This window comes from Thermanaeromonas sp. (genome assembly GCF_021890735.1).
Classification (GTDB): Bacteria; Bacillota; DSM-521; order Neomoorellales; family Neomoorellaceae; genus Thermanaeromonas.
In genome coordinates, this window is record NZ_JAKKUR010000014.1 from 1 (window position 1) to 17,635 (window position 17,635).

Consider the following 17,635-nt stretch of genomic DNA (forward strand, 5'->3'; position numbering starts at 1 on the left):
CGTGTGCAGGGGGAGCGGTATATTCACCTGCGCTTATGGACTTTATTTTCATGGTCCAGGGAACCAGCGAAATGTTTATCACTGGGCCGCAGGTCATCAAAGCCGTAACGGGAGAAGAAGTGAGCGGTCAGCAATTAGGGGGTGCTCTTACCCATAACCAGGTAAGCGGGGTAGCCCATTTTGCAGCCGAGAACGAAGACCATTGCTTTATGCTCATCCGCACCCTTTTAAGCTATCTTCCCAGCAACAACATGGAAGACCCGCCTATCCAAGATACTGGGGACGACCCAGGTCGGGAAGAAGAAGAGTTGCTCAATATTGTGCCTGACGACCCCAACAAAGCCTATGATATGCGGGAGATCATAGTACGAGCTATAGACCAGGGCACCTTCTTTGAAGTCCAGCCCCTTTATGCGCCCAACATTATTACAGCATTTGCTCGCTTAAACGGCCGTACCATAGGCATTATAGCCAACCAGCCCAGGGTCATGGCTGGCTGCCTGGATATAAACTGTTCCGACAAGGCAGCCCGCTTCATACGTTTTTGCGACGCCTTTAACATTCCCATCATCAACTTTGTAGATGTTCCAGGTTTTTTGCCTGGGACCAACCAGGAATATGGGGGTATCATCCGGCACGGGGCCAAGATGCTCCACGCTTATTCTGAAGCCACAGTGCCCAAGATCACCTTAATAATACGCAAAGCCTATGGTGGAGCATATCTGGCTATGTGCAGCAGGGACCTGGGGGCAGACATAGTATATGCCTGGCCGTGTGCAGAGATAGCGGTGATGGGGCCGGAAGGTGCGGCCAATATAATCTTCCGTAAGGAAATAGAAGCGGCGGCAGATCCGCAAAAGGCGCGGCAGGAAAAAATAGGAGAATACCGGCGCTTGTTTGCCAATCCCTATGTAGCGGCAGAGAGGGGTTACATCGATGCGGTGATAGATCCCAGGCAGACCAGGAGATATCTCGTCCGAGCCCTGGAACTACTCTCCACGAAACGGGAGAGCCGGCCGGCAAAGAAACATGGAAATATTCCTCTGTAACTTCTTGCTGGTAGCTGGCTGGGGCTAGAGGTTAATCTTTCGTGGGGTTAGTATGATTGCAAGGCGACCTTTAGCTGGGAGGGGGGCCAAGATATAGGGGAGCTTAATAGTCTTTAATCTTGTTAGCGGTTTATCCTGGCGGGAAGGAGAGGGGGTGAGAAGCCATTCTAAAGCAACCGAAAGCAAAAACTCCCAAAATTTAAGATGAAAGGGGTGTAGGGGATGTCACCAGCGACCATTACCTTATTAATACTTTTGCTAGCCTTGATACTTTTCGTGACTGAGAGGATACCGCTAGCAGTGACGGCTATCTTGGTAGATGTATTGCTTGTGTTTACAGGCGTACTTCCGGCAAAAGATGCCTTCTCCGGTCTATCAAACTCTACAGTAGTGTTGTTTGCCGCCACCTTTGTTATCGGTGCCGCTCTGTTCCGGACGGGCGTAGCTAAGCTGATCGGCGACACCGTAATAAAAGGTGCGGGTAAAAGCGAACTGAGGCTTCTTTTGGCAGTAATGATCGTGGCTGGAGGCCTTTCCGCTGTCCTCAGCAACACTGGCACGACAGCAGTACTGCTGCCCATTGTCATGGCTATAGCGGCTAGCGCCGGTCTGTCCAATAAGAGGCTCTTAATGCCGCTAGCGTACGCTACCAGCCTTGGTGGTATGCTCACCCTGGTAGGAACACCTCCCAACGTCATAGCCAAGGCCACCTTAGATCAAGCGAAACTTGCCTCCTTCGGTTTCTTTGAATACGCCAAGATTGGTATTCCCATGGCTATTATCGGTACTATCTATATGTTAACTCTGGGCAAGAAGCTACTTTCTACCGGGGATGCGGCCGAAGTGGAGGATGTGGCTAAGGCCAGTGCAGCCCAGCTAGAGTCCGAGGGTTTGAGCCAGGAAACTTCTGGTCGGGGGAAGGCTGATGTAATACGTATGTGGATCTCGGGCCTGGTCCTGCTGGCAGCTGTAGTGGTTATGGCCTGGGGGAAATACCCCTTGGAAGTCGTTGCGGTTACCGGCGCTCTTATTGTAGTTATCACAGGGTGTCTTAAGATAGAGGAAGCTTACAAAGCCATCGATTGGACTACTATCTTTCTCTTTGCTGGTATGTTACCTATGAGCAAGGCTTTAGAGAAAACTGGCGCTGGAAAAATGATAGCCGAAGCCGTTATCGGAGTAATGGGCAGCAATCCGAGCCCTTATCTGATTACCGCGGTGTTGTTTATCCTGGCCTGCGGTCTGACCAACTTTATGTCTAACACCGCTACCGCAGCCCTGCTCTGCCCCATCGGGCTGGCTATCGCTCAGGGCTTAGGAGCTGACCCCCGGGCTGTGGTCATGGCCATAGCTGTTGGATGCTCCTGCGCCTTTATGACGCCGGTGGGTACACCGCCCAATACTATCGTATTGGGCCCTGCCCGGTACCGCTTCACGGACTATGTAATAGTGGGTGCACCTCTAACCTTGCTGACCTTTATAGTTGCGGTTATACTTTTGCCGCTGCTGTGGCCCTTCTATCATTAAGCCTAAAATTTACAGCAACGGGGGCCCGCTGGAGGTCAACGTGAGGGCCCTGGCGGGCCCTTTATTAGGAGGTGCTGGTAGTTGGAACACCAGATGGATGCTCTCCTTCTCTCGCTAGTTAACATTACCATCGTTTTTGCCGTTCTCTTTTTCCTGGCTCTAGTTATCAACCTCATTAAGTTTGCGGCTGACGCCCTGGGAACGAACCGCAAGACCAAGGGCCAGGCAACTGAGGTGGCTCGAGAAATCCAAGCCGTAGAAACACGGGAGAAGGATAGAGCGCCGGGAGTGAGCCCGGCCAAGGTAGCGGCAGCCTGTGCTGCCGTAGCCGCCTGCCTAGGTGAAGAGGGCTTTAAGGTAGTAAGCATGAAGAAGCCAAGCCCTTTCGATCCCTGGGCACACATGGGGCGGTTAGAAAACATGACTTCGTCGCAAATACCAAGGGATAGGAGGTACTAAAGATGAGACGATTCCGGGTAACAGTAAATGGCGAGACCTTTGAAGTGGAGGTAGAAGAGATCAAAGGGGGTGCAGTTAAACAAACGAGCACACCATCACCAGTAGTTGAACTTCCTAATAGAGTGCCAAATGTTACTCCTTCCGCTCCTCCTGCAGCTCCTACAGCAGGATCGGCTAGTGCTGGAGGCAATGTAACTGCCCCTATGCCGGGCAACATTTTAAGCATCAAAGTAAAAGAAGGCGAAGAGGTCAAAGCGGGCCAAGTGCTGCTGATCCTGGAGGCTATGAAAATGCAAAATGAGATCGTAGCCCCCAGGAACGGGAAAGTAAAGAAGATTTATGTAAGCGCTGGTCAGTCTGTGAACACCGGAGACCCCTTAATAAGTATAGAATAGGGTTATAGAGGATAGGCTCACAAAGGGGAGAGAAGCGGCGATGGATTTTGTCGAAAAGCTCTTCGACCTAATCAATACCACCGGCTTCCTGCAATTGACCTGGGGAAACCTTATTATGATCGGTGTCGGCTGCGTCCTCCTGTACCTGGCCATCAAGAAAGAATTTGAGCCGCTACTGCTAATGCCCATTGGGTTCGGGTGCATTTTGGCTAACTTACCGGCCACAGGCATTATGGACGAAGGAGGTCTACTGCGCTATCTCTTCTTTGGCGTAGAAAAAGAGATCTTTCCCTGCCTAATCTTCTTGGGCGTAGGAGCCATGACAGACTTTGGACCATTGTTGGCCAACCCTATGACCATCCTGTTGGGAGCTGCTGCCCAAGTCGGTGTATTTGTGGCCATTTACTTGGCAGAGCTTCTGGGTTTTAACATCAAGGAGGCGGCGAGCATCGGTATTATCGGTGGGGCGGACGGGCCCACGGCTATCTACCTAAGCATGAAACTAGCTCCCCACCTTCTAGGAGCCATTGCCGTGGCCGCTTACACCTACATGTCCCTGGTTCCCTTGATTTTGCCTGCGGCCATAAAACTTTTGACCACCAAGCGGGAAAGGCAGATCGTCATGGAGCAGCTCCGTCCAGTATCGAAACTGGAGAAAATATTATTTCCCATCCTGTGTACCATAGTAATTGTTCTGGTGCTGCCGCCGATTGCGCCTTTGCTGGGTATGCTTATGCTGGGCAACCTCATGCGGGAGTGTGGAGTAACAGAGAGGTTATCCAAAACAGCCCAGAATGAGCTTATCAACATTGTGACTATTTTCCTAGCTACATCTGTCGGGGCTACCATGGACGCCGCCAGTTTCCTTACCTTACGAACCGTCGAGATTATTATCTTAGGAGCGGTAGCTTTCTTCTTCGGTGCTGTAGGGGGGGTACTGCTGGGCAAGCTGATGTGCGTGATAACCGGAGGCAAGGTAAACCCCATGATCGGAGCCGCCGGAGTCTCTGCTGTGCCCATGGCTGCACGGGTGGTGCAGCGGTTGGGTCAGCAGGAGAACCCCGCAAACTTCCTGCTTATGCATGCTATGGGACCCAACGTGGCCGGCGTTATCGGGACTGCCACAGCGGCTGGTGTTATGCTGGCCCTGCTGCAATAGATAATTAACCAGCGCACTCTAGGAGAGTTGGATCAGCAGTGGTCCGTGGTGGGCCTCTCAATAAGCGAGAGTGCTGTGGCGCAATCCTGGGTACATTATGGGGAGGAGGCCTTAGAGGGGAGGGCTTCCTCCCAATTGTGGCTATGCCCAGGGCGGTAGGGGGGCGTACGAGTTATGCGAGTGGCAGTGTTTCCAGGAACCTTTGATCCCATAACCTTGGGTCATATGGATTTAATTCGGCGCTCCTGCAAACTGTTCGATAAAGTGATTGTGGCTGTAGGCGATTATCCCTTTAGGGACACTCTTTTTAGCGTAAAGGAAAGAGTGACCATGGTGCGAGCGTGCACCGAGCATCTTCCTTCTGTGGAGGCTAAAACCTTAAGGGGTCTGTTGGTTGAATTTGCCCGTAAGCATGGAGCTTGTGCCATTATACGTGGCCTACGAGCTGTTTCTGACTTTGAGCAGGAATTTCAGGTTTCGGTGATGAATAAACAGTTAGCCGATGATATAGAAACAATTTTCCTTATGCCAGCTACCGAGTATTGTTTTTTGAGTTCCCGAGTGGTGCGACAGGTGGCTTCTGTGGGAGGAAGTGTTAAGGGGTTGGTCCCGCCGGTGGTGGAGATAGCCCTTAAAGCTAAATTTTAATATGTCGAAGTCGGAGTCTATACTGGTGACTACAAAAGTGTAAGTATACAGTACTAAGAGGGAGTACCAGAGAAGGGGTAGGTTAAAGGGTTTGTGAGGTGTGGGTATCTGTGTTCAGAACCTGGGGTTTTCTTTTTAGCCCAAAGGCAATGCATTAGGAAAAGCGAGACAAAGAGGGATGGTGGGTGTTATGAAAATTTTGGCCATCAATGGTAGCCATCGTAAAGGACGTAATACAGCTAAGATGTTGGAGACGGTCTTAGAGGAAGTACGTAGTCTGGGAGCAGAAACAGAGCTCTTGGAACTTAGCGATTATAATATAAAACCTTGCCGGGCCTGCAACCATTGTCTGCGGGTAATAGAATGTTCTATCGAGGATGACGATATGAAACTGATCGCGGATAAGATGCTGGCCGCCGACGCTATTGTGTTGGGCTCTCCGGTGTATATCTCAAACGTTACGGGACTAATGAAAAACTTCATGGACCGGACCCGTTGGTTGCATATGTGCCGCAACACTCTCCAGGGTAAGGTAGGTGCAGCGGTTACCCATGCGGGGCTAAGAAACGGAGGGCAGGAATTTACACAAATGATAATGGAACGTTTCTTGGCCAGCCACGGCATGATTGTAGTCGATAGCCGGGACCAAGAGGGTAGGATTTATAACCATGGGCCCATGGGCACTCTATTTGAACGGCTGGAAGATGGCAGGGTGATATGGAAGAAAGATGTAGAAGACGATCCTCTGGCCCTACATGAGTGCCGTACGTTGGGGAGGAACATTGTAAGACAAGTGCAGCTCATGAAAGCTGTTCGCAGGGAAGTGTGACGGCCAAATATTCCGTCATGGGAGGCCGCCTTAACCCAATTTAATCCAGCAGTACCCTGTTTGGGAGAGCAGGAAAAGAATCGAGGAGAGGATGTATGAGCACGGCGCAACTGGTGAGCAGTTTTTCCGAAGCTGAACTCTACCTTATTGAATTACCCCTCGAGCGGCAGGGTTTCCACAAATTCATTGGGTCTTGGCTGCTTAGGAGCGAGGATAGTCAGATTCTGATAGACGTGGGTCCCGCCGTTGCTTTGCCGCAACTGCTAGCTGCCCTCCAGGATTTGGGCGTTTCCCAATTAGATTATATCCTTCTGACTCACATTCATCTGGATCATGCTGGTGGTGTAGGGGAGTTATTGCAGTATTTCCCTGAGGCCCGTGTGCTTACCCATCCCAAGGCGCGGCAGCATTTGCAAAGTCCTACTAGTCTGTGGGAGGCCAGTGTTAGGGTTTTAGGTGATTTGGCATACTTCTATGGGCCGATTAAGCCGGTATCTCCCCAAAACTTCGTCGACCAAGTACCTCAAATAAAGACTATAGAAACCCCCGGCCATGCTCCTCACCATTTAAGCTTCCTCTGGCGAAATTTTTTGTTTTTAGGGGAGGCAGCCGGAGTTTATTTAGATTTAGACCATAGTTTTTATCTACGACCGGCTACCCCTCCTAAATTCTTTCTAGAAACCGCAATCGGCTCGTTGGATGGCCTTTTGAAGTTAGTGGACGATGAGACTAGCATTTGTTTTGGGCACTTTGGTTGGGTACCAGGAGCCAAGAGAGTTCTGAAGCTTGCTCGCCAGCAGTTATACCGCTGGGAGGAAATTATCAGCGCTGTCTGTACGGGCTTTCAGGTCAGAGAAGAAGAGGAGCTATTAGTTCTTCTTATGCAGGAATTGTTGAACAGGGATCCCCTGCTGGAAAGCTTTTACCGGTTAGATCTCGATATTCAGCAGAGAGAAAGATATTTCTTAAGCAATAGCCTTAAAGGGTATTTAGACTACTTGAGGTCTCGGCTGGTTCGCTAATGGGTGAGGTGCCGCGGGCCTACATAAAACACTCATCAAATATTTAGGGCATAAAGTGGTAGGGGGAATTCGGATGAGGAAGGGATTGACTTTAGTCTATACCGGCAACGGTAAAGGGAAAACTACAGCCGCTTTGGGGTTGGCCTTGAGGGCTATAGGGCATGGGCAACGGGTTTTTATGATTCAATTTATGAAAGGGAGCGCCGAATATGGAGAGATTCAAGCGGCCCGGTATCTCCCCCATTTCACCCTGGTGCAGAAAGGGCTCCCTACTTTTGTAAAAAAGGGAGAGCCTAGCCCAGAAGATTTAAGGCTGGCAAGGGAAGGGTTAGAGTTGGCCAAGCAGGTGATCCAGGCCGGAGAGCATGAACTTATTATTCTAGATGAAGTTAATGTGGCAGTTGATTATGGATTATTAAGGGAGCAGGATGTCTTAGAATTAATAGATCTCAAGCCTGAAGGAGTTACCCTAGTCCTCACGGGACGCTATGCCTCGGATAGCCTCTTGGGAAAGGCTGATATGGTCAGCGAAGTTAAGGATGTTAAACATCACTTTCAACGAGGGATACCCTCTCAACCTGGCATAGAATATTAGAGGAGAAATATCAAGCAACATTGGTTTGAAGTTTATCTCTGCTGGGGTAGGTTGAGCCCTGACTCATATCCTGGCTACGTGGGAGTACCTTGGGCGATGGTATACGATCTTACAGCATGGCATGTGATTGCTGTTATTTTGACTTTGAGCGGTATTACTTTGGTAGGAAAATACGCGGGAAGAAATATCCGGGGCTCTTCGGACTTTTTGGTAGGGGGCCGTAGAGCCAACGCCCTTATTGTGGCTGGTACCATTGTGGGTACCCTCGTAGGGGGTGCGTCCACTATCGGTACCGCCCAAATGGCTTATCTTTATGGCTTTGCCGCCTGGTGGTTTACTCTGGGAGCTGGGATTGGCTGTTTATTTTTAGCTCTTTTTTTTGTAAAGCCGCTCTACCAAGGCCGAAAAGATACAGTACCAGAAATATTGATTGCTGAATTCGGACCTGCTTCTGGTCCTATATCCACCCTATTCGTTTCTTTGGGTATATTTCTGAATATTGTGGCCCAAGTCCTTTCGGCTATTGCTCTGTTAACCACCATGTTTAAAATATCCCCTTTGCCTGCCGCTCTTTTGTCTTTGTTGCTTATGGCCTTTTATGTTGTTTTTGGGGGAGTATGGGGAACCGGCCTGGTAGGTATGGCCAAACTATTTCTTATCTATATGGCCATGATCATCGGAGGGCTTATGGCTTGGTTGGGAGGAGGGGGTTGGCCGGGATACCGGGCTTCGTTCCCAGCCTATCCATATTTTAGCCTTTTTGGCCGAGGTTTCTGGCAGGATTTCGCCAGTGGCCTTTCCCTGGTCATCGGAGTTTTGTGTACGCAAACTTATATCCAAGCAGTGGGTTCGGGAAAGAGCCTAAACCACGCCAGACTAGGGGCGCTGCTAAGTGCGATACTGGTTCCGCCCATTGGCCTGGCGGGTATTTTTGTGGGCCTATATATGAAAATGCGCTTTCCCGACATCGAACCTGCGGCGGCTTTTCCCCTCTTCATCCTAACCCATATGAATCCCTGGCTGGGTGGAGTTATTCTGGCTACCCTCTTGATAGCGGTAGTAGGTACGGGAGCTGGCCTGACGTTGGGTATCAGTACCATTTTGGTGAAGGATATCTACCAGCGTTACCTAAATAAAAAAGCCAGTGACGTTACTCTTTTAAGGGCTTGTAGGTTTATGATTGTGATTATATTGGCCCTTACACTTTTGTTCATCACTGGCAACGTAAAATCTCTGGTGCTAAAATGGAGCTTCATGTCCATGGGATTGAGAGGGGTAACAGTTTTTCTGCCCCTGTGTGCCGCCCTCTTTGCCCGGGGCAAGGTCAATAGAACAGCGGCCATTGTGTCCATGGTTGTGTCCCCTCTATCCGTGCTGGCAGGGAAATTTCTCTTACCGGATTACCTAGATCCCCTTTTCTTGGGCTTATTAGTAAGCTTTATTGTCGTAGGATACGGTTACGGAATAAACCGGATACGCTGCTATTCTTAAAGTTCCATGCCAGCTTTAATTTGGCTGAAGTGGGAGGATTCAATGTTATAAAAGCGAATAATATATCTATCAATTCCCGAAAGGTTGGCGAGAAGGAAAGAGCCACTTTGCTCGTGGGAGGATAGATAGGCCTTATCCTCCAATGAAGCGGGTAAAGCCTGGCATATAGGACGTGATAGCGTCACGGTCCCGTGTGCTAGGCTTTTTGTTTATTGTCAGGAGGTTACTAAACGTACCTGAGAAAAAGGGGAAAAGGGGGTCGCCAGCACATCTTATGGAAATTGTTACTCACGACCTCATCATTCTTGGCGCTGGCCTGGCGGGGCTTCGAGCAGCTATTGAAGCAGCGAGGGTGGGCCAGGGCAAACTTGACATAGCAATAATAGCCAAGACCCAGCTGGTGCGGCCTCATTCGGTCTGTGCGGAGGGTGGTACGGGAGCGGTAATGCGACCCGAAGAGGGGGATAGCCTGGAACTTCACGCTTGGGACACGGTGAAGGGGAGCGACCTTCTGGCCGACCAGGACGCCGTAGAGCTGTTTGTACAGACCATTCCTCAAGAAATATTACAGCTTGAACATTGGGGCATACCCTGGGCGAGGCGAGGGGATGGAAGGATCAACCAGCGTCCTTTTGGTGGCCATAGTTTCCCGCGGGCGGTTTTCGCTGCTGATAAGACTGGATTCTTTGAAGTGCACACTCTCTATGACACTCTGCAGAAATACCCCGACATTACTAAGTATGAAGAATGCATGGCCACCTCATTGCTAGTAGAGGAAGGCCAGTACTGTGGCCTTACAGCGATAGATCTAAAGAGCGGGGAGTTTTTAGTTTTTCGTTCCAAAGCCTTAATTATTGCCACGGGCGGAGCGTGCCGGATATACGGCTTTACTACTTACTCCCACACCGTGACCGGGGACGGAATGGCCATAGCCTACCGAGCGGGATTGCCTGTAAAGGACATGGAGTTTGTTCAGTTTCACCCCACGGGGCTTGTTCCTTCGGGCATCCTCAATTACAGAGGCGGCTCGCGGGGAAGGGGGATATCTGATCAATAACCGTGGCGAACGTTTTATGAAAAAGTACGCGGAAAAGATGATGGAACTCGCCCCGAGGGACATTGTATCGCGGTCAGAAATGCTGGAGATCGAAGCGGGTAGGGGTTTTTCCGGGCCCCAAGGGCTGGATTATGTACATCTGGATTTAAGACACCTGGGAAGAGACAAGATAAACGAAAGACTTCCGCTCATAAGGGAAGTGGCTATAAAATTTGCTGGCCTGGACCCCATAGACGAGCCTTTACCTGTGAGGCCAGTAGCGCACTATTCCATGGGGGGCATTCATGTGAACAAGGAAGGAGCCACGCCTGTGGAAGGTATCTGGGCGGCAGGTGAAGTAGCTTGTGTGTCAGTCCATGGAGCCAACCGGCTGGGTACCAACTCTACAGCTGAATGTCTAGTTTGGGGTGCTATTACTGGTAAGAAAGCAGCCATACATGCTATGAAGCAAACATCCCTACCTGATCTGCCTTTAGATAGAGCTCGTGCTGAGGAACACCGGGTCATGGAAGAAATATTCAATCGCAAAGGTACCGAAAACCTCTATACCATAAGGCGGGAACTACGCGAAACCACGGATACGTACGTTGGAGTATTTCGCACAAAAGAAGGGCTAGAGAAGGCCTTAGAACGAATTAAAGAACTAAAAGAACGATTTCGAGAGTGTGGCCTGCGAGACCAGAGTAAAATATACAACACGGACCTTGTATCATATTTGGAAATGGAGAACATGCTTGAACTAGCCGAAGTCATAACTGCAGGCGCCCTGGCAAGAGAAGAATCACGTGGTGGTCATGCACGGCGAGACTTTCCCCAAAGAGATGACAAAAATTGGCTTAAACATACTCTCGCTTACTATACACCCTCAGGGCCGAAACTAGAGTATATTCCTGTAAACATAACCATCTGGGAGCCGACCGAAAGAAAATACTAGGAGGGGACAGTATAAGAAGGTGAATACCATGCGGCGCTATAATAATCGCCTATGGGTCAAAGGATGGATTTATGGGGGTAACTATGGTATAGAACGCTACCTTTACACCCTGCACCGCATAAGTGGCCTAGGCCTTATCCTTTACCTGCTCATGCATATTTACGTGACTGCGGCACGTATCTATGGGGCTGCTGCCTGGGAACAAACCATGGCTTTCCTTTACGGACCAGCCTTTAAACTTGGCGAATATCTACTTATAGCGGGGGCCATATTTCATGCTGCCAACGGCCTATGGCTTATCATAATCGAACTCGGTATGTGTATAGGCAAACCCCAGCGCCAAGAATATCCCTATGTTCCATCCGTAAAAAAACAGCGTCCACTTATGGTTGCACTTATGCTTCTTGCTGCCGTCCTCATAATAGTCAGTGGGCTGGACTTCTTTATAATCTAAGGAGGCGAAATCCTTGCGGGAATCGCGTTATTGGTTGCTCTCGCTTATTGCTGCCGCCTGCCTGATTATTCTTTTGGGCGTACACCTTTTCCTGATGCATCTTAACACCCTAGCAGTTACATGGGCATAACGACCCCTGAACCCTTAGACTACACCTCAGTTATGGCCAGAGGGAAAAGTTTGGGTTGGGTGGTAGGCTACGTGGCCCTGTTGGGCTTGGGCCTTTATCATGGGCTTTACGGGCTACGTTCTATACTCTGTGAAATTGTGCATCCCGGGAAAGAACGCTTGCTGACATGGGCTATAATCGGCATTGGCCTTGTAGCTTTTGCCTTTGGAAGCTACGTCGTCATCATGTCCTATGCTATGGAGGGAATATAAGTGGCTACCTTCAGAATACAGCGGTATAATCCTGAAAAGGATACGCGACCTTACCTGCAAACCTACGAAGTACCCGTTGAGCGCGGCATGAGCATATTGGATTGTCTATTTTACATCAAAGAAAATCTGGATGCCACTTTAAGTTTTAGAGCCTCCTGCCGGATGGGCATTTGCGGTTCGTGTGCCATGTACATTAACGGCTTGCCGAGGTTGGCCTGCGAAACCCAGGTCGAGTCCCTGCGTACAGATACTATAGAAATAAGGCCGCTACCTAACTACGAGATTATAAAGGACTTGGTAGTCGATCTGTCGCCCTTGTTCGATAAGCACCAGAAAGTAAAACCCTGGATTATTTCTTCCGACGCCGTTGAGGTCGACCGGCCGACGAAAGAATACTCTCAGTCTCCAGCTCAGCTTGAAGGGTATTTACAATTTGCCTATTGTTTAAAATGCGGTATATGTCTTGCCGCCTGTCCCACCGTGGCCACCGACAAGGAATTCCTAGGCCCCCAAGCGCTGGCCCAAGCCTTCCGGTACAGCTCCGACAACCGGGATAACGGCTTTAAAGAACGTATCTCCGTAGTGGATACCCTACATGGCCTTTGGCGCTGCCACATGGCCGGTGCCTGCGCCGAAGTCTGCCCCAAAGGAGTAGACCCTGCCCTAGCTATACAACTCATGAAGCGAAAGGCTATTTTCGGCCATAAGGAAGAGCAGGCCAGGCTATTGGAAGCTTTACTAGAAGCAACCCCCATACCCGGTATACCTAAAGCACCAGAACCTACCGTAAAAAAGAAGTAAAAGCCTAAAGGAGGTAAAACCAAGATGAAGATGAATTAAAACAGGAATTATAAAGGGGGAAAACCCCAAGAGATTAACCTTTAAAGAAAAAGCCATTAAAGAGGGGTGATAAACCAATGAAGGAGATACACGTAAGCCAGATAGCTAACACAGTAGAGCGCCTCTGTATAGAAGCATGCACCATTTTAAGCGAAGACTGGTGGCAGGCTATGGACAAGGCAATAGCTCAAGAAGAGTCACCTTTGGGCCGAGAGATTTTGGAGCTTCTTAAGGAGAACGCTAGGCTGGCAGCTTCTACCAGTGAGGCCATCTGCCAGGACACAGGCATAGCTGTAGTCTTTTTAGAAATAGGGCAAGATGTACGCATAACCGGGGGAAGCCTATATGAAGCTATAAACGAAGGAGTATGTAGGGGGTATACCCGTGGCTACCTCCGGAAGTCAGTGGTGAAAGACCCCTTAATCCGGCAGAATACGGGTGACAACACTCCCGCCATAATCCACACCGAAATAGTTCCTGGCTCTAATCTAAAGATAACTGTAGCTCCCAAGGGCATTGGCTCCGAAAACACCTCGGGCCTAAAAATGCTAAAGCCGGCCGACGGTAAAGAAGGTATTATCCGCTACGTATTAGAAGTAGTAGAACAAGCAGGGCCTAACCCTTGCCCACCTATAATAGTAGGGATAGGGCTGGGAGGCAACTTTGAAAAAGCAGCCCTTCTAGCCAAAAAAGCCCTCCTTAGGCCTTTAGGCCAAAGACATCTTGCACCCCATATAGCTGAGCTAGAAGAAGAGCTTCTTCAGAAAATAAATGCCACAGGCATTGGTCCTCAGGGACTGGGCGGCCGTATCACTGCTTTAGATGTACATATAGAGACCTATCCTACCCATATAGGGGGGTTGCCTGTAGCTGTAAACATCCAATGCCATGCTGCTAGGCATGCAGAAGCCCTACTTTAGCGAGGTGAACCTGGCATGAAAAGGATTACCACGCCTCTTAACCCTGAGATTATACAAGAGCTTAAAGCTGGGGAAAGGGTAAGCCTAAGCGGAATAATCTATACAGCCCGGGATGCAGCCCACAAAAGGCTGGTGGAGGCCTATCTGGCGGGAGAAGAGCTGCCCATAAATTTAGAAGACCAGATTATTTACTACGTAGGACCCTGCCCAGCGAAACCGGGAAGAGTGATCGGGTCGGCGGGTCCTACCACTAGTGGACGGATGGACCCCTATACCCCACTCTTAATCCGTGAGCTAGGCTTAAAGGGCATGATAGGTAAGGGTAGCCGTAGCCAGGAAGTTATCGAAGCCATAAAGGAGAAGGGAGCAGTATATTTTTTAGCTATAGGAGGTGCGGGAGCGCTGCTGGCACAAAGGATAAAGAAAGCTCAAGTAGTGGCCTACGAAGACTTAGGCCCGGAAGCCATCTACCAGTTAGAAGTGGAAGACTTCCCCTTGATAGTCGGTATCGATTGTTATGGTAAAAACGCATATCTTGAGGGGAAAGTACAATACAGGCTACACACCTAAAAAATGAAGGATTATTACTTTAAAACCATTTTCAACATTAGGAGGGAATGCCTATATGGATCTTCGCACTAAAGCCCTAGCCTTGCATAAAGAAAACCAAGGTAAGATCGCCATCCAGAGCAAAGTAGCGGTCAAAAACCGGGAGGACTTAAGCCTGGCTTACACTCCCGGAGTAGCCGAACCTTGCAAAGAGATCCACCAGAACAAAGAACTCGTATGGGAGTATACCTCCCGGGGCAACCTCATAGCTGTTGTTACTGACGGAAGCGCTGTACTAGGCCTAGGAGACATAGGCCCGGAAGCTGCACTACCGGTCATGGAAGGAAAATGCGTCCTCTTTAAAACCTTCGCTGGCGTAGATGCTTTCCCCTTGTGTCTGGCCACCCAAGACGTAGACAAAATAGTAGAGACCGTAAAGCTGATTTCCCCCACCATAGGTGGAGTTAACCTAGAAGACATATCCGCCCCCCGCTGTTTTGCCATAGAAGAGCGGCTTAAAAAAGAGACGGACATACCCATCTTCCACGACGACCAGCACGGCACAGCCATAGTAGTAGCTGCTGCCCTAATCAATGCCCTTAAAGTAGTAGACAAAGAGATGGCTGAGGTAAAGATTGTCATCAATGGCGCTGGGGCAGCAGGTATTGCAGTGACCAAGCTTCTTTTAGACATGGGGGCAGGGGATATAATTCTGTGCGACAGCAAGGGAGCCATATATAGAGGCCGAGTAGAAGGTATGAACCCTTACAAAGAAGAGATAGCCCATAAGACCAACCGGGAAGGGGCCAAAACACTAGCCGAAGCCCTAAAGGGCGCTGATGTTTTCATAGGATTATCGGTAGGTGGAGCGGTAACCCAGGATATGGTAAGGAGCATGGCCAAAGACTCCATAGTGCTGGCCATGGCCAATCCTGTCCCTGAGATATATCCTGAGGAAGCCAAGGCAGCTGGGGCCAAAGTAGTGGGCACTGGCCGTTCGGACTTTCCCAATCAGATAAACAATGTTCTAGCCTTTCCGGGGGTTTTAAGGGGGGCACTGGATGTACGGGCGCGAGACATAAATGAGAAGATGAAGATTGCTGCGGCTTGTGCTTTGGCAGCTTTAGTGGATGAAGAGAGATTGAGCCCTGACTTTATCATCACTGATGTATTTGACCCCAGGGTAGCCCCTGCTGTAGCTTCGGCTGTGGCCCGGGCGGCCATGGAAAGCGGCGTAGCTAGGGTAAAAAAGGACCCTAAGGAAGTGGAGGAGAACACTAGGAGGATTGTAGGAGCTTAGTAGGATGTAAGGGAAAGATGACGGCAGGACAACAATGATAGCAAGTAGCTAGTTGGTGAATTACCTGAGGATGTTTCTTATATTAGAGTTGCTGAGCGAGAGGCCCAAACTTTTTCGGGGGAAGAAACCAGCGGGGCTGGCCTCCTTAGGTACAAAAACCCAGCGACAACTGAGCGGAAAAGAGGCCAACCCTGCTGGTGCAGGATTGAATAGCTTCCCCGACGCACTCTTCCGAGTAGTGCACCTGGCTTTGAATACTTGTAACTCCAAGACGGTTAGAACGTGCTCAAGTGAGTCCTGGGGTCCAAGTGGCTCCGCCTGAAGAAGCCCTCTACTAATAAGTACTCAGAGACCTGGGGCAACAGTCGACCTGTGTTGTTAATATTGGAAATCCTATGTTTTCCAGGATATAATATTTCTAAGAGGGGGACTACAATAGACATGGGAAAAAATAAGAGAAATAGCCCTCCCAATACTGGACGGCACGGTGTAGCGAAAACGTTTGTTTTCGGTTCTTATGCAAAAGGAGAGCAGGCTGAAGACAGCGACATAGATATCCTGATTGAATACGCCCCGGGAGCGAGAAGATCTCTTCTTACCCATGCAAAGCTGATAAGCGAACTGAGGGAGGCCCTGCAGAAGGACGTGGACGTGGTGACGGAAGCATCTTTGTCTCCGTATTTCCGGGAAAAGGTGCTGCGTGAGAGAAAGGCGATTTTATGAAAGTGGAAGGCGAGAAGGCCCGGCTAAGCCATATCTTGGAGAGTGCCAGGTTGATTTCGGAGTGGATCGCAGGGGTAAAGAAAGAGCAGTTCTCTTGAGACATAATGCTCCAGGAAGCGGTTGTTAGGCGGCTTGAGGTAATTGCAGAACCAGCCAAAAACGTGTCGCCACAACTTAAGGAAAAGTATCCCGATATATCCTGGAAAGAGATGGCTGGAATGAGGGATATGTAAAGGAGCCGGGATTTAAGATAACTTCCTTCCTAACTTGTAAAGAAGTAGGGAGGAAGTCGCACAAACTTAAAATTGGAAACCCTCAGGAGGAGTGACATGTTTATGGCAGAAGAAGTAATCCGCGCCAGGTGGCTTGGGCACGCAGCAGTAGAGCTATGGTCTTCCAAGAAGACGCTGCTTTTTGACCCGTACATTACTGACAATCCGCTGGCTCCTGTTAAACCCAATGAGCTGAAGGCAGATTACATACTCATTTCTCACGCACATTTTGACCATCTGGGTGATACAGAAGCTATTGCTAGGGCGAGCAACGCCTTGGTAATTAGCACTGCCGAGGTAGTACGCCTTTGCGAAAGCAAGGGGTTAAGGACCCACGCCATGCATATTGGAGGCAAGCGTTCCTTCGATTTCGGGTACATCAGGGTCACTCCAGCTTTTCACGGTGCGGGCATTGAAGGAGGCCATGCGTGCGGGTTCGTAGTGCAGTTTTATGGTAAGCGGATATATTTTGCTGGCGATACCGGGCTGTTCTCTGACATGAAGCTCATTGGCGAACTGGAGCCTCTCGATCTGGCCTTTCTTCCCATTGGGGGCAACTTCACCATGGGGGTAGAGGACGCGGTAATCGCGACCGAATACCTTAAGCCAAAGGCAATTGTCCCGGTACATTATAACACCTGGCCGTTGATTGAGGCGGACCCGTATGACTTTCAGAAGAAAGTAGAGGCGCGTGTTGGTGCCCGGGTAGTAGTGCTCCGTCCAGGAGAAGTGTTCGAGTTCTAGAGTTTGCATAGGGAACGAGGTTGCTGCATAACCCGGCAAGCGTGGCAACATATGGGCTTCTGGAAGAGCGACTATAAGGCCCCTGGAATTCCAGGGTGGCGGGGTGGGGATAAAAAGGTTTACTGTCCTATTTCCTGGGCTTGCCGGGGAAAATAAAGAGGTACTCTGTTTTGTTGCTGCAGTGAAGCGTAGCGGATTCTCTATCGGTACAGTTAACGCGGCGAGCGACGTGCCTCGCAGGAGCACCTGGGGTTCGCTTACCTCAATGGGTTCTGTTTCCTGCCGGA

General features: G+C 49.8%; 19 protein-coding genes and 1 pseudogene. All 20 read left to right on the forward strand.

The genetic code is table 11. The features are described from left to right. Positions 1 to 1,049 (forward strand): acyl-CoA carboxylase subunit beta (locus L5656_RS04520; RefSeq protein ID WP_297199666.1); only part of this gene is annotated, 1,049 nt, incomplete at its 5' end. A 222-nt stretch (positions 1,050 to 1,271) separates the two neighbouring features. Next, complete coding sequence (locus tag L5656_RS04525; RefSeq protein ID WP_297199669.1) at positions 1,272 to 2,576, forward strand: SLC13 family permease; 1,305 nt, start codon at positions 1,272 to 1,274, stop codon at positions 2,574 to 2,576. An 81-nt stretch (positions 2,577 to 2,657) separates the two neighbouring features. Continuing rightward, positions 2,658 to 3,035 carry an OadG family protein gene (locus tag L5656_RS04530; RefSeq protein ID WP_297199672.1) on the forward strand — a complete coding sequence of 126 codons (378 nt, stop codon included), beginning with the start codon at positions 2,658 to 2,660 and terminating at the stop codon, positions 3,033 to 3,035. A gap of 2 nt (positions 3,036 to 3,037) precedes the next feature. Next, entirely contained in the window at positions 3,038 to 3,430 is a 393-nt protein-coding gene (locus L5656_RS04535; protein WP_297199675.1) for a biotin/lipoyl-containing protein, read from the forward strand. Between the two features lie 40 nt (positions 3,431 to 3,470). Continuing rightward, positions 3,471 to 4,589, forward strand: a complete 1,119-nt coding sequence (locus L5656_RS04540; protein WP_297199678.1) for a sodium ion-translocating decarboxylase subunit beta — start codon at positions 3,471 to 3,473, stop codon at positions 4,587 to 4,589. 174 nt (positions 4,590 to 4,763) lie between these two features. Then, positions 4,764 to 5,237 (forward strand): pantetheine-phosphate adenylyltransferase, encoded by a 474-nt coding sequence (gene coaD, locus L5656_RS04545; RefSeq protein WP_297199680.1) that lies wholly within the window; start codon positions 4,764 to 4,766, stop codon positions 5,235 to 5,237. Positions 5,238 to 5,427: 190 nt separating this feature from the next. After that, positions 5,428 to 6,066 carry a flavodoxin family protein gene (locus L5656_RS04550; protein ID WP_297199683.1) on the forward strand — a complete coding sequence of 213 codons (639 nt, stop codon included), beginning with the start codon at positions 5,428 to 5,430 and terminating at the stop codon, positions 6,064 to 6,066. Positions 6,067 to 6,161: 95 nt separating this feature from the next. Continuing rightward, on the forward strand, positions 6,162 to 7,088 hold the full coding sequence (locus L5656_RS04555) for an MBL fold metallo-hydrolase (RefSeq protein ID WP_297199686.1): 927 nt from the start codon (positions 6,162 to 6,164) through the stop codon (positions 7,086 to 7,088). Between the two features lie 67 nt (positions 7,089 to 7,155). Beyond that, positions 7,156 to 7,683, forward strand: a complete 528-nt coding sequence (gene cobO, locus L5656_RS04560; protein WP_366017913.1) for a cob(I)yrinic acid a,c-diamide adenosyltransferase — start codon at positions 7,156 to 7,158, stop codon at positions 7,681 to 7,683. A 96-nt stretch (positions 7,684 to 7,779) separates the two neighbouring features. After that, positions 7,780 to 9,174, forward strand: coding sequence for a sodium:solute symporter family protein (locus tag L5656_RS04565; protein ID WP_297199691.1), 1,395 nt, complete (start codon positions 7,780 to 7,782; stop codon positions 9,172 to 9,174). 274 nt (positions 9,175 to 9,448) lie between these two features. Then, a pseudogene (locus L5656_RS11330) lies at positions 9,449 to 11,165 on the forward strand (succinate dehydrogenase/fumarate reductase flavoprotein subunit). A gap of 28 nt (positions 11,166 to 11,193) precedes the next feature. Beyond that, positions 11,194 to 11,619 (forward strand): hypothetical protein, encoded by a 426-nt coding sequence (locus tag L5656_RS04580; protein WP_297199700.1) that lies wholly within the window; start codon positions 11,194 to 11,196, stop codon positions 11,617 to 11,619. Between the two features lie 180 nt (positions 11,620 to 11,799). Continuing rightward, the gene (locus L5656_RS04585; RefSeq protein WP_366017903.1) at positions 11,800 to 12,000 is read left to right on the forward strand and encodes a hypothetical protein; all 201 of its coding nucleotides are present in this window, start codon (positions 11,800 to 11,802) and stop codon (positions 11,998 to 12,000) included. Further along, entirely contained in the window at positions 12,001 to 12,801 is an 801-nt protein-coding gene (locus L5656_RS04590) for a succinate dehydrogenase/fumarate reductase iron-sulfur subunit (RefSeq protein ID WP_297199706.1), read from the forward strand. It begins immediately after the preceding gene. A 116-nt stretch (positions 12,802 to 12,917) separates the two neighbouring features. Continuing rightward, the gene (locus tag L5656_RS04595; RefSeq protein ID WP_297199708.1) at positions 12,918 to 13,760 is read left to right on the forward strand and encodes a fumarate hydratase; all 843 of its coding nucleotides are present in this window, start codon (positions 12,918 to 12,920) and stop codon (positions 13,758 to 13,760) included. 15 nt (positions 13,761 to 13,775) lie between these two features. Further along, positions 13,776 to 14,330 carry a Fe-S-containing hydro-lyase gene (locus L5656_RS04600; protein WP_297199711.1) on the forward strand — a complete coding sequence of 185 codons (555 nt, stop codon included), beginning with the start codon at positions 13,776 to 13,778 and terminating at the stop codon, positions 14,328 to 14,330. 55 nt (positions 14,331 to 14,385) lie between these two features. Next, positions 14,386 to 15,609, forward strand: a complete 1,224-nt coding sequence (locus L5656_RS04605) for an NAD(P)-dependent malic enzyme (RefSeq protein WP_297199714.1) — start codon at positions 14,386 to 14,388, stop codon at positions 15,607 to 15,609. Between the two features lie 441 nt (positions 15,610 to 16,050). Beyond that, the gene (locus tag L5656_RS04610; protein ID WP_297199717.1) at positions 16,051 to 16,332 is read left to right on the forward strand and encodes a nucleotidyltransferase family protein; all 282 of its coding nucleotides are present in this window, start codon (positions 16,051 to 16,053) and stop codon (positions 16,330 to 16,332) included. A 104-nt stretch (positions 16,333 to 16,436) separates the two neighbouring features. Continuing rightward, positions 16,437 to 16,565, forward strand: coding sequence for a HepT-like ribonuclease domain-containing protein (locus L5656_RS11335; RefSeq protein ID WP_366017906.1), 129 nt, complete (start codon positions 16,437 to 16,439; stop codon positions 16,563 to 16,565). A 102-nt stretch (positions 16,566 to 16,667) separates the two neighbouring features. Further along, complete coding sequence (locus L5656_RS04615) at positions 16,668 to 17,348, forward strand: metal-dependent hydrolase (RefSeq protein ID WP_297199720.1); 681 nt, start codon at positions 16,668 to 16,670, stop codon at positions 17,346 to 17,348. Positions 17,349 to 17,635: the final 287 nt, after the last annotated feature.